Source organism: Bacillus sp. BP-3 (genome assembly GCF_028401955.1).
Classification (GTDB): domain Bacteria; phylum Bacillota; class Bacilli; order Bacillales; family Bacillaceae_G; genus Bacillus_A.
The window spans coordinates 176346-189438 of record NZ_JAQOTJ010000007.1; the positions used below are offsets into that span (position 1 = coordinate 176346).

General features: G+C 37.4%; 14 protein-coding genes and 1 riboswitch. All 14 genes read left to right on the forward strand.

Features of this window, described 5'->3' with window-relative positions:
• The first annotated feature begins 249 nt into the window (after positions 1-249).
• Positions 250-615 carry an arsenate reductase family protein gene (locus PLX19_RS13590; RefSeq protein ID WP_272189166.1) on the forward strand — a complete coding sequence of 122 codons (366 nt, stop codon included), beginning with the start codon at positions 250-252 and terminating at the stop codon, positions 613-615.
• 42 nt (positions 616-657) lie between these two features.
• On the forward strand, positions 658-1041 hold the full coding sequence (gcvH, locus tag PLX19_RS13595; RefSeq protein ID WP_272189167.1) for a glycine cleavage system protein GcvH: 384 nt from the start codon (positions 658-660) through the stop codon (positions 1039-1041).
• Positions 1042-1368: 327 nt separating this feature from the next.
• The gene (locus PLX19_RS13600) at positions 1369-1713 is read left to right on the forward strand and encodes a toprim domain-containing protein (protein WP_272189168.1); all 345 of its coding nucleotides are present in this window, start codon (positions 1369-1371) and stop codon (positions 1711-1713) included.
• Positions 1714-1724: 11 nt separating this feature from the next.
• On the forward strand, positions 1725-2024 hold the full coding sequence (locus tag PLX19_RS13605) for a thioredoxin family protein (protein WP_272189169.1): 300 nt from the start codon (positions 1725-1727) through the stop codon (positions 2022-2024).
• Between the two features lie 154 nt (positions 2025-2178).
• Positions 2179-2523 (forward strand): hypothetical protein, encoded by a 345-nt coding sequence (locus tag PLX19_RS13610; protein ID WP_272189170.1) that lies wholly within the window; start codon positions 2179-2181, stop codon positions 2521-2523.
• A gap of 127 nt (positions 2524-2650) precedes the next feature.
• A riboswitch (SAM riboswitch) is annotated at positions 2651-2758 on the forward strand.
• Between the two features lie 284 nt (positions 2759-3042).
• On the forward strand, positions 3043-4068 hold the full coding sequence (locus tag PLX19_RS13615) for a methionine ABC transporter ATP-binding protein (protein ID WP_272189172.1): 1026 nt from the start codon (positions 3043-3045) through the stop codon (positions 4066-4068).
• Positions 4061-4726, forward strand: coding sequence for a methionine ABC transporter permease (locus tag PLX19_RS13620; protein WP_272189173.1), 666 nt, complete (start codon positions 4061-4063; stop codon positions 4724-4726). Before PLX19_RS13615 ends, PLX19_RS13620 begins: the two co-directional genes overlap by 8 nt.
• 78 nt (positions 4727-4804) lie before the next feature.
• On the forward strand, positions 4805-5617 hold the full coding sequence (gene metQ, locus PLX19_RS13625; protein ID WP_272189174.1) for a methionine ABC transporter substrate-binding lipoprotein MetQ: 813 nt from the start codon (positions 4805-4807) through the stop codon (positions 5615-5617).
• 235 nt (positions 5618-5852) lie between these two features.
• Entirely contained in the window at positions 5853-6638 is a 786-nt protein-coding gene (gene sufC, locus PLX19_RS13630) for a Fe-S cluster assembly ATPase SufC (RefSeq protein WP_272189176.1), read from the forward strand.
• A gap of 15 nt (positions 6639-6653) precedes the next feature.
• Entirely contained in the window at positions 6654-7946 is a 1293-nt protein-coding gene (gene sufD, locus PLX19_RS13635) for a Fe-S cluster assembly protein SufD (protein WP_272189177.1), read from the forward strand.
• On the forward strand, positions 7946-9166 hold the full coding sequence (gene sufS / locus PLX19_RS13640) for a cysteine desulfurase SufS (RefSeq protein WP_272189178.1): 1221 nt from the start codon (positions 7946-7948) through the stop codon (positions 9164-9166). Before sufD ends, sufS begins: the two co-directional genes overlap by 1 nt.
• Complete coding sequence (sufU, locus tag PLX19_RS13645) at positions 9156-9587, forward strand: Fe-S cluster assembly sulfur transfer protein SufU (protein ID WP_272189179.1); 432 nt, start codon at positions 9156-9158, stop codon at positions 9585-9587. The genes sufS and sufU overlap by 11 nt, the downstream gene beginning before the upstream one ends.
• Positions 9588-9636: 49 nt before the next feature.
• Complete coding sequence (sufB, locus tag PLX19_RS13650) at positions 9637-11034, forward strand: Fe-S cluster assembly protein SufB (RefSeq protein WP_272189180.1); 1398 nt, start codon at positions 9637-9639, stop codon at positions 11032-11034.
• Between the two features lie 228 nt (positions 11035-11262).
• The gene (locus PLX19_RS13655) at positions 11263-12795 is read left to right on the forward strand and encodes a thiol-activated cytolysin family protein (protein ID WP_272189181.1); all 1533 of its coding nucleotides are present in this window, start codon (positions 11263-11265) and stop codon (positions 12793-12795) included.
• Positions 12796-13093: the final 298 nt, after the last annotated feature.

The window sequence follows — 13093 nt, forward strand, 5'->3', positions numbered from 1 at the left end:
ATACATGATGATTTATTAAAAAACAATATAAATTAATATAACATTCTGTATTTTAAAAACTATATATCAACGTCTATGGATATTCTGTTGAGATAATTTTTTTCGATAGTAAAATGTTTTTAAGAACCTGTAAAAAAAATAAAAATTTTGCAGGATAAAAGAAATTTCTAGCGAAATAAGTAAAAGTTTGAAATGAAAAAATATTTCTTATATGATAAGGATAAAGGTTAGTGAAAAGTAGGTGAATGTATGTCAGTAACATTTTATTCATACCCAAAATGTGGAACATGCCAAAAGGCAAAAAAATGGTTAGATGCAAATGATGTAGCGTATGAAATGGTTCATATTGTTGAAAATCCACCTTCTAAGGAGGAACTTCGTAGTATATATGAAAATAGTGAATTACCACTAAAGAAATTCTTTAATACAAGTGGAATGCGTTACCGCGAGCTTGGGTTAAAGGAAAAGCTAAAAGATGCAAGTGAAGAAGAAATGTTGGACATGCTCGCTTCTGATGGCATGTTAATCAAACGACCAATTGTAACAGGCAGTAATGATGTAACGGTTGGCTTTAACGAAGAGCAATTTGAAAGCGTGTGGAAAAAGTACCAATAAGGTGCTTTTACATAATTAATAACATTCATTGGAGGTACAGACATGAGCATTCCAAAACAATTACGTTACTCTGAAGAACACGAATGGGTACAAGTTGAAGGCAACCAAGTTATTATCGGTATTACAGATTTCGCACAACACGAATTAGGAGATATCGTATTCGTTGAACTTCCTGAAGTTGGTGCAACAATTGCAGTTGACGAGCCATTCGGAAGTGTAGAGTCTGTTAAAACAGTTTCTGAATTATACGCGCCTGTAGCAGGTAAAGTTGTAGCAGTAAACGAAGATTTAAATGACAAGCCAGAGCTTGTTAACGAGTCTCCATACGAAGGTGCATGGATGATTAAAGTTGAGCTTGAAGATGCAGGTCAAGTAGAGAAATTATTAACTGCAGAACAATACGAAGAAATGATTAATCAAGACTAATCTGAAAAAGACAGCTGAGAGCTGTCTTTTTTAGTTGTGCAGTTTTTAAAGGTATTTGTATTATATGAAATGCCGATTGAAAAACCAACAAAAAGACCTTTCTTTTTAGGTGCGCAAGAACATCTGGCCATGCATAGAAGCGGTCAGGGCCATTTCCTGCGAGGTAAAAAGCACCTGTACGTCAGAAGCTCCATCCCCCTCACATTCTGAGCAAGCCGCTTCCGCTTTTAATCACAAAAATAAACAGGAAACAACATTAAAATATCGAATATACTATATACTAAAGACAAGGTTGTATCATAGTATATGCTGATCGGGTGATGCTAAGTGGTCTATGTGGAAAAAGTAATTATTGTTGAAGGTAAGTCAGATAAGAGAAAGATCGAAACGATTATTAGAGAACCGGTGGAAATTGTTTGTACAAATGGTACAATTAGTTTGTCGAAAATGGATGAACTCATTGACCAGCTGTATGATAAAGAAGTATATGTTCTTGTGGATGCAGATGATGCAGGAGAGAAATTACGCAAACAGTTTCGCCGAGAATTTCCACATGCTGAACATATTTACATCGACCGTTCGTATCGAGAGGTTGCGACTGCACCGTCATCTCATTTAGCGAACGTTTTATGGGGAGCTGACATTGACGTCTATACAGAATTTTTACGGTAAGGAATGGTACAATGATTGATTGGACAGGACATGAAGCAGAAGCTGCAGTTAGAGACCAAGAAAAAACGGTGTTATACGTATATACGCCAATGTGTGGTACGTGTCAGCTTGCGAAAAAAATGTTAACGGTTGTTGAGGCAGCGTTGTCTCATTTAGAAATTGGAATGCTGAATGTAAATTATGCACCGCATTTTGCGCGGGAGTATCAAATTGAAAGTGTTCCGTGTTTACTTATATTTGAGAAGAATCAGCTTGTAAAGAAAATATATGCATTTCAATCTGTGGAATATTTATATATGGAATTACAATAGGCGGCAAAAATTTTGCCGCCTCGACATATTTCTTGGGAAATAGTAAGGAATAAATGTTTTTTGGTACAGCTTTTGTCGAGAGAATGATACAGGAGAGCGCGTTATAAAAATGGAATGGTTATATGTAAAACGTGATATGAGGAGTGTGATAAAGATGAAATTGTATTCACTGCTTCAATCATTTGTAACATATGCCAATACGCAATGTCACTTAGAACCATTATTACCACAATTCGAGAAGATTGTTTGTTTTACTTTCCAAGATGAATGTTATTCATTAAATATTTCAAGAGAGAAAATTGAACTTATAAATGGTGCGGTGGGAACAGAACAGCTTGTTTGTTTTCAAGAAACAGATTTGCGATTGTTGATTACAGGGCAAGTCCGCTTGCAGTCGCTATTGCGCCGAAATGCGATTACATATAAAGGGACTTATCGAACGATGTTATTATTAGAATCGGTATTTCATATTTGCAAACCGTTAAGAGTTGGCGCTTAACTTTCAGAAAGTTTATTTTTTGCTAAAAATTTCTGTTGACATCTATTTCATGCGTTGATACAATTCAAAACATAAAATAACGAAAACTTCATAACGATAAAATCAGACGAAATTTATATCTGATTTTCTCTTATCAAGAGAGGTGGAGGGACTGTGCCCTGTGAAACCCGGCAACCGTCAACTTATGTTGAAATGGTGCCAATTCCTGCAAAGCGAATGCTTTGAGAGATGAGAGGAAAGGATAATAGTAATTTATGTATATAAACCTTTCTGCTCATTTTAAAGCAGAAAGGTTTTTTTGTTGTCTCGGTGTAAGGAGGATGCTTGAACAACAAAACGTTTTTATAGTGATGGCGGAGAGCCGCTTACGCTTTTATAATCTAGCTTCAACGGCTAGCTCCTCGCGTCTAAGAACCTCCCGCACGAAAAGATAAAAAGCATCTTTTGTGCGCGAGAACCTTAGCTGGTCAGAGCTGAACGAGCCGCTTATGCTTTTTAATTAAAAAAGAGGTGACATCTATGATCATATTGGAGAATGTAAAGAAAATATATCGTTCTAAACACGGTGATGTTACTGCTGTGGATGATGCGAATTTACAAATAGAAAAAGGCGAGATTTTCGGCGTTATCGGTTATAGTGGTGCCGGAAAGAGTTCGTTAATTCGCTTGTTTAATCAGTTGGAGAAACCAACGTCTGGAAAGATTACGATTGGAGCGCGTGTAATTTCGGCAATTACAGGTAAGGAACTTCGCGAAGCACGTCAAGAAATCGGGATGATTTTTCAGCACTTCAACTTGCTTTGGTCACGAACTGTTCGTGAAAATATTGCTTTCCCGCTTGAAATTGCTGGGGTGACAAAAGAGAAACGAGATCAGCGTGTAGATGAATTAATTCGTCTTGTTGGTTTAGAAGGGCGAGGAAATGCGTATCCATCTCAGCTAAGTGGTGGACAAAAGCAGCGCGTTGGTATTGCGAGAGCGCTAGCGAATAATCCGAAAGTATTATTGTGCGATGAAGCAACGTCAGCGTTAGATCCAGAAACAACAGATCAAATTTTAGATTTGCTTCTCGATATTAATAGGCGTCTTGGGTTAACAATTGTACTTATTACACATGAAATGCATGTCATTCAAAAAATTTGTAACCGCGTTGCAGTTATGGAAAAAGGGAAGATTGTTGAAAGTGGCAGCGTGTTAGATGTATTTCGTAATCCGCAGCAAGACATTACAAAGCGCTTCGTTAAGCAAATAACAGATTCTGAAGATGCGGATGAAGCAATCGAGCATTTAGAAGAGAAATATCCGGAAGGAAAGGTCGTGAAACTGCAATTTATTGGTGAAGCAGTAGAAAGACCAGTTTTACAAGATTTAATGAAGCAAGATGGAGTGGAAGTGAGCATTTTGCAAGGGAATATTGCACAAACGGCAAACGGGGCGTATGGAAGCTTAATTGTCCACTTAAATGGCGACGAAGATGTGATTGCAAAAGCAATTGCAACGATTCAACAAGAGCAAGTCGAGCTGGAGGTGATTGCACATGGATAATCTGCTTCAAAATGTCGATTGGGATACAATGCTAGAAGCTACCGGGGAAACGCTATATATGACGGCAATTGCCACACTGGCAACATTTGTATTTGGTCTTATTCTAGGGTTATTACTGTTCCTTACAGGAAAAGATAATTTATGGGAGAACAAACCAGTCAATGTTATAATCGGTACGTTTGTAAATATTTTCCGTTCTATCCCGTTCATTATTTTAATTATTTTACTGATTCCGTTTACGAAGTTTCTTCTAAACACAATTCTTGGAGCAAGTGCTGCACTGCCAGCATTAATTGTTGGAGCGGCGCCGTTTTATGCGAGAATGGTTGAAATTGCCCTTCGTGAAATTGATAAAGGTGTCATCGAAGCATCGAAAGCGATGGGGGCAAAGACGAGTACAATTATTTTAAAAGTACTGATACCAGAATCTTTGCCAGCACTCATTTCGGGTATTACAGTAACGGCGATTGCACTTGTGGGCTACACAGCGATGGCTGGAGTAGTTGGTGCAGGCGGTCTTGGGACACTTGCTTATTTAGAAGGATTCCAGCGCAACAATAGCGATGTAACTCTCATGGCAACAATTCTTGTGCTTGTAATCGTATTTATTATTCAAGTGCTTGGTGACTTCTTTACGAAGCGACTTGATAAAAGATAAAGAGGAGTTTTCGTTTCAGACGAAGACTTTTTATAAAACAACTATTTAGAATATTTAGAAAAGAAAGGGTGTCAGAATATGAAAAAGGTATTATTTTCAGCACTTATTGCTGTATTTGTATTTGTATTAGCTGCTTGTGGTAGCGGCGAAAAAGATAAGAAAACACTTGTAGTGGGTGCTTCTAACGTACCGCATGCGGTTATTTTAGAAAAAGCGAAACCATTGTTAGAGAAAAAGGGTATTACATTAAAAGTGAAAAAATTCCAAGACTATATACTACCAAACCAAACGTTAGCTAGTAAAGATCTTGATGCCAACTATTTCCAACACATTCCGTATTTAGAGAAGGAAATCCAAGAAAAAGGATATAACTTTGTAAATGCCGGAAAAATTCATTTAGAACCTATGGGAATTTACTCTAAGAAATACAAAAGTTTAAAAGACCTTCCAAGTGGTGGAACAGTAATTATGAGTAATAACGTATCAGAGCGCGGACGTATGTTAGCACTTCTGCAAAAAGGCGGCGTTATTAAACTGAAAGATGGCGTAGATGTTGTAAAAGCGACAGAAAAAGATATTGTAGAAAATCCGAAAAACTTGAAATTTAAAACGGATGTTGAACCAGGTCTTACACCAAAGTTATATGAGAACAATGAAGGTGATGCAATTTTCATTAACTCAAACTATGCAATTGATGCAAAATTAAATCCAACAAAAGATGCAATTGCAATTGAAGGATCGGATTCTCCTTACGCAAATATTATCGCTGTTCGTAAAGGGGATGAAAACAGAAAAGAAATTAAAGAACTTATAGAAGTATTACATTCAAAAGAAATTCAAGATTTTATTAAGAAAGAATATAAAGGAGCAGTGCTTCCTGTAAGTGAATAAGGTGAAAAAAGGGCTGGAATTTCTCGGCCCTTTTTTCTTTATATAATTAGGAAGAAAGGTGTATCATAATATAATGTGCAGAATATTCCTGTTCGTATTTGTAGAAAAATTGTTACATTTTTTAACGTTTGCGATATCATTTTATTTGATATAAAATTAGAATGAGAATAAAATGAGAATGTGAACGTTTTAGGAATTTTTAAAATGTATATAGAGAATTATTGGAGGTATAGAGATGGCTGGTTCTACATTAACGATTAAAGATTTACATGTATCAATTGATGGCAAAGAAATTTTAAAAGGTGTAAACCTTGAAGTAAAAGGTGGAGAAATCCATGCAATCATGGGACCTAACGGAACGGGTAAATCAACTTTATCTTCTGCAATTATGGGTCACCCAAAATATGAAGTAACACAAGGTAGCATCATCATCGACGGTGAAGATGTATTAGAAATGGAAGTAGATGAGCGTGCACAAGCTGGTCTATTTTTAGCAATGCAATATCCAAGTGAAATTAGCGGAGTAACAAATGCCGACTTCTTACGTTCTGCAATTAATGCACGACGCGCGGAAGGCGATGAAATTTCTCTTATGAAATTTATCCGTACATTAGATAAAAATATGGAATTCCTAGAAATGGATCCATCAATGGCACAACGTTACTTAAACGAAGGTTTCTCTGGCGGTGAGAAAAAACGTAACGAAATTCTTCAATTAATGATGATTCAGCCAAAAATCGCAATCTTAGACGAAATTGACTCTGGTCTTGATATCGATGCATTAAAAGTTGTATCTAAAGGTATTAACGAAATGCGCGGCGAAGATTTCGGTTGCTTAATGATTACGCACTACCAACGTTTATTAAATTACATCACTCCAGATCATGTACACGTTATGATGAATGGTCGTGTTGTGAAATCTGGAGGTCCTGAGCTTGCACAACGTTTAGAAGCTGAAGGTTACGACTGGATTAAAAAAGAACTAGGTATTGAAGACGAAACAGAAGAGCAAGAAGCGTAAGAGAGGAGCATAAACATGACAATTGGTACATTACCTTTCGATCAAGATTCTATCCGTCAATTTGCAAGCGAAGCGAATGAAGCTGCTTGGTTGACTGAGTTCCGCTTACAAGCTCTTGCTAAAGCAACTGAACTTCCAATGCCAACGCCAGATAAAACGAAAATTGATAAATGGGATTTTATCGGCAAAGGTAAAACTACAAAGCAAGAGCCTGTAGGTTCTTTAGAAGAACTTCCAGAAGCAGTGAAAAATATAATTGATGAAAATAATAACGTACTTGTACAACGCACTGGTACAACTGCATTTGTTTCTTTAGCAGAAGAAGCAAAAACAAAAGGCGTTATTTTAACAGATATCGTAACAGCTGCAACTGAGCATGCTGAACTAGTACAAAAGTATTTAATGAAGGACGGCGTGAAAGTTGACGAGCATCGCTTAACAGCACTTCATGCTGCACTAATCAATGGCGGTGCGTTTGTATACGTTCCGAAAAATGTTGTTCTTGAAACACCGCTTCAAGCTGTATTCTTAGTAGACGGCGAAGAAGCAAATGTTTATAACCACGTATTATTTGTTGCAGATGCAAATAGTTCTGCAACATATGTAGAAAACTACGTGGCAAATGAAACTGTTACAGGTATTGCAAATATCGTGGCGGAAGTCATTGTAGAGCAAGGCGCACAAGTGAAATTTGGTGCAGTTGACTTATTAGCGAAAGACGTGACATCTTACGTAAACCGCCGCGGCGTAGTTGGACGAGACGGCCGTCTTGAGTGGGCATTAGGTCTTATGAACGATGGAAACACAATTTCTGAGAACGTAACGAACTTAATGGGCGACGGTTCATTTGCTGATACAAAAACAGTAACAATCGGCCGTGGCAATCAAACGCAAAACTTTACAACAAAAGTTGTTCACTTCGGTAAACACTCTGAAGGTTTCATCTTAAAACACGGTGTTCAAAAAGATAGTGCAACATCTATCTTTAACGGAATTGGTAAAATTGAGCACGGTGCATCTAAATCAAATGCACAGCAATCTTCTCGCGTTCTTATGTTAAATGAAAAAGCACGCGGTGATGCAAATCCAATCCTTTTAATTGATGAAGACGATGTAATGGCAGGTCACGCAGCTTCTGTAGGACGCGTAGATCCTACACAACTATACTACTTAATGAGCCGTGGTATTCCGAAGAAAGAAGCAGAGCGTCTAGTCATCCATGGATTCTTAGCACCTGTAGTAAATGAGCTTCCAATTGAAGGAGTAAAAGCACAGCTTGTTGAGGTAATCGAAAGGAAAGTTCGCTAATGGATATTCATGAAATACGCAAACAGTTTCCAATTCTTGATCAAAAGGTGAACGGCAAACAACTTGTTTATTTCGACAGCGGGGCAACTTCTCAAAAACCAATTCAAGTCATTGAAACGTTAGAACGTTACTATAAAGAGTACAACTCGAATGTGCATCGCGGTGTTCATACGCTCGGTACGAAAGCTACCGATGCGTATGAAGGTGCACGCGAGAAAGTTCGTAAGTTTATTCATGCGAAATCGATGGAAGAAATTATTTTTACACGCGGTACAACAACGGCGTTAAATACAGTTGCGGCAAGTTACGGTATGGAACATGTAAAAGAAGGCGATGAAATTGTTATCTCTTACATGGAGCACCATAGTAATATCATTCCTTGGCAACAAGTTGCGAAGAAAACAGGCGCAATACTAAAATATCTTCCTCTTCAAGAAGACGGAACCATTTCTATTGAAGATGTTCGTCAAACAATTACACCAAATACGAAAATCGTTTCTATCATGTACGTATCAAACGTGCTTGGAACGATTAATCCTGTAAAAGAAATCGCAGAAATCGCCCATCAAAATGGTGCAATCATGGTCGTTGATGGTGCACAAAGTACGCCTCATATGAAAGTGGATGTACAAGATTTAAATTGTGATTTCTATGCATTCTCCGCTCATAAAATGTGCGGGCCTACAGGTATCGGCGTATTATATGGTAAGAAGGAATTGCTAGAGAATATGGAGCCAATTGAATTTGGCGGTGAAATGATCGATTTCGTAGACTTACAAGATTCTACGTGGAAAGAGCTTCCGTGGAAGTTTGAAGCAGGTACACCGATTATCGGTAATGCAATTGGACTCGGAGCGGCAATTGATTTCCTAGAAGAAATCGGTCTTGATCATATTGAAAAGCATGAGCATGAATTAGCGCAGTACGCTTTAGAAAGACTATCAGAAGTAGATGGCGTTACAATTTATGGACCAAAGCATCGCGCTGGTCTTGTTACATTTAATATCGAGGAAGTGCATCCGCATGATGTGGCGACAGTATTAGATGTAGAAGGCATTGCGGTTCGTGCAGGACATCACTGTGCACAGCCGCTGATGAAGTGGTTAAAAGCTTCCTCTACAGCACGTGCAAGCTTCTATTTATATAATACAAAAGAAGAAATTGATACATTTGTTGAAGCGCTAACGAAAACAAAGGAGTATTTCACAAATGTCTTTTAATAATTTAGATACGTTATATCGCCAAGTTATTATGGATCATTATAAAAATCCTCGTAACCATGGCGTGTTAGAAGATAGTGTTACAGTTAACTTAAACAATCCAACTTGCGGCGATCGTATTCAACTTACGATGAAAGTAGAAGATGGGATTGTACAAGAGGCGAAGTTTGAAGGAGAAGGTTGTTCTATCTCCATGTCTTCCGCTTCTATGATGACGCAAGCAGTAAAAGGAAAGAAAATTGAAGAAGCGCTTAAGCTTTCGAAAATTTTCTCTGATATGATGCTAGGAAAAGAGTATGATGACAGCATTGATTTAGGAGATATTGAAGCATTACAAGGTGTATGCAAATTTCCAGCGCGTATTAAGTGTGCAACATTAGCTTGGAAAGCGTTAGAAAAAGGCTTGGACGAAGAGAAGTAATGCAGATCACTTCCTAAAAAAGAGGTTATCCAAGGAGGGACATACGAACATGGCGAAACAGCTGCCAGATATCGGCGATTATAAATATGGTTTCAAAGATAAAGACGTTTCGATTTTCCGTGCTGAGCGCGGTTTAACAAAAGAAATCGTAGAAGAAATTTCACGTATGAAAGAAGAACCACAGTGGATGTTAGACTTCCGTTTAAAATCCCTTGATCACTTCTATGAAATGCCAATGCCACAATGGGGCGGAGATTTAAATGATTTAAACTTTGATGAAATTACGTACTACGTAAAACCATCTGAGAAATCTGAGAAGTCTTGGGATGAAGTACCTGATGAAATTAAAGCAACATTTGATAAATTAGGTATTCCAGAAGCAGAGCAAAAATATTTAGCGGGTGTATCTGCACAGTACGAATCTGAAGTTGTATACCACAACATGAAAGAAGACCTAGAAGCACTAGGGATCGTATTCAAAGATACAGATAGCGCATTAAAAGAGAATGAAGATATTTTCCGTGAGCATTTCGGAAAAGTAATCCCACCAACTGATAACAAATTCTCTGCATTAAACTCTGCAGTTTGGTCTGGTGGTTCATTTATCTACGTTCCAAAAGGTATAAAAGTTGATACACCACTTCAAGCGTATTTCCGTATTAACTCTGAAAATATGGGACAATTCGAACGTACGCTTATTATCGTAGACGAAGGCGCACACGTACACTACGTAGAAGGTTGTACGGCACCTGTTTACACAACAAACTCACTTCACAGTGCGGTGGTAGAAATCATCATTAAGAAAGATGCATATTGCCGTTATACAACAATCCAAAACTGGGCAAACAACGTATATAACCTAGTTACAAAACGTGCAGTTTGTGAAGCAAACGCAACGATGGAATGGATTGACGGTAACATCGGATCAAAATTAACGATGAAATACCCAGCTGTTATCTTAAAAGGTGAAGGCGCACGCGGTTTAACATTATCAATCGCGATTGCTGGTAAAGGCCAACACCAAGATGCTGGTGCGAAAATGATTCACTTAGCACCAAATACATCTTCAACAATTGTTTCTAAATCGATTGCAAAACATGGTGGTAAAGTAACTTACCGTGGTATTGTACACTTCGGACCAAAAGCGACAAACTCTCGCTCAAACATCGAGTGTGACACATTAATCATGGATAACCAATCTACATCTGATACAATTCCTTACAACGAGATCAAAAATGATCACGTTTCACTTGAGCACGAAGCGAAAGTATCAAAAGTATCAGAAGAACAATTATTCTACCTAATGAGCCGCGGTATTTCTGAACAAGAAGCAACAGAAATGATCGTAATGGGTTTCATCGAGCCATTTACTCGCGAACTTCCAATGGAATACGCAGTAGAAATGAACCGCTTAATCAAATTTGAGATGGAAGGTAGTATTGGATAGGGGGTCCCAACTCCTTAAATGATACCCTTCAATCTTTTGAGGGAAATACGTGTCTGTAGTGACTTTCACCTTTACGTGCTTAAGTCGTTCGGACACGTATTTTATTTTTGGCGAAGTTTTCTTACTTCCGTTCTTAGTTTTTTTTATTTGTTTTTTATTATATTAAAATAATTAAACGAAAAGGAGGGAATATATGATATAATTTTCCTAAAAAAGGAGGCGAGTTTTTTGAAGTTTTTAAATCAGGTTAAAGGAATAAAATTACTAGCATGTTTATCAATTGGTTTATGCACTTTTAATTATTCATCTATTTCTTTCGCTGAAACACCTAAAAGTACTTCAGCTGATCAGGCAAAAAATGCTAGTGGCATTGATACTGGTATAGCAAATCTAAAGTATAACAATCAAGAGGTTTTAGCAGTAAATGGTGATAAAGTAGAGAGTTTTGTTCCGAAAGAAGGTACAAATTCAAATGGTAAATTCGTAGTAGTTGAACGTGAGAAAAAATCACTTACAACTTCACCAGTCGATATTTCAATTATTGATTCTGTGGCTAATCGTACTTATCCAGGGGCAGTACAACTTGCAAATAAAGCTTTTGCAGATAATCAGCCTAGTTTATTAGTGGCTAAGAGAAAACCTTTGAATATTAGTATCGACTTACCTGGCATGAGAAAAGAAAATACAGTTACTGTCCAAAATCCTACATATGGTAATGTGTCTGGAGCAGTAGATGAGTTAGTATCTACTTGGAATGAAAAGTATTCAAAAACAAATACGTTACCTGCAAGAATGCAGTATACAGAATCTATGGTGTATAGTAAATCTCAAATCGCAAGTGCTCTTAATGTTAACGCTAAATATCTTGACAATGCACTGAATATTGACTTTAATGCTGTTGCAAATGGAGAGAAAAAAGTGATGGTTGCGGCATATAAGCAAATCTTTTATACAGTAAGTGCAGAACTACCAAACAATCCATCTGACCTTTTTGATAATAGTGTTACGTTTGATGAGTTAACTCGTAAAGGGGTAAGTAATGAGGCTCCGCCTGTTATGGTGTCAAATGTAGCTTATGGTAGAACAGTTTATGTGAAGTTAGAAACATCATCTAAAAGCAAAGATGTACAAGCTGCTTTTAAAGCCTTAATTAAGGGTCAAGGCGTTGAAGCGAGTGGACAGTACAAAGATATTTTTGAAGACAGTACCTTTACTGCTGTAGTATTAGGCGGAGATGCAAAAGAGCATAACAAGGTTGTTACAAAAGATTTTAATGAAATCCGAAATATTATTAAAGATAATGCAGAATTAAGTTCTAAAAATCCGGCATACCCAATTTCATACACAAGCACTTTCTTAAAAGATAACGCAACTGCTGCTGTTCATAACAATACAGATTATATCGAGACTACAACTACAGAATACTCTAGCGCTAAAATGAGGCTTGATCATTATGGTGCATATGTTGCTCAATTTGATGTATCTTGGGATGAATTTTCGTATGATGGGAATGGAAAAGAAGTATTAACCCATAAAACTTGGGAAGGAAATAACCAAGACAAAACGGCTCATTTCTCTACAGTTATACCACTTCCACCGAATGCAAAAAATGTAAAAGTCTTAGCAAGAGAGTGTACAGGCCTTGCATGGGAATGGTGGAGAACAGTTATTAATGAACAAAATGTTCCGTTAACAAATGAAATCAAAATTTGGATTAGCGGAACAACATTATACCCAACTTATAATATTAGTCATAATTAAAGGTGATGTATACGTCCGAAGCGCCCTGTTTACAGGGCGTTTTTTTTCATGACTAGAAATTTATCGGCGGTTCGACACGAAATAAAGTGAAACTTCCATCAGTGACGCTTTTCTCACTGATGGAAAGCCCGCTCAATCGGGTTTTTACGGGCAGTTTTCTTCCCTGCTCTTCTCCAGCCTTTACTGCCCACGAATAGCGGGATAAAGACCATTCGACCGTATTTGACACATGAAAATCTTTTTAATCAGTCCTTACCTTTTAAAGAAGAAATTTTTGCTTTTTCCTTCAATGAGAGTA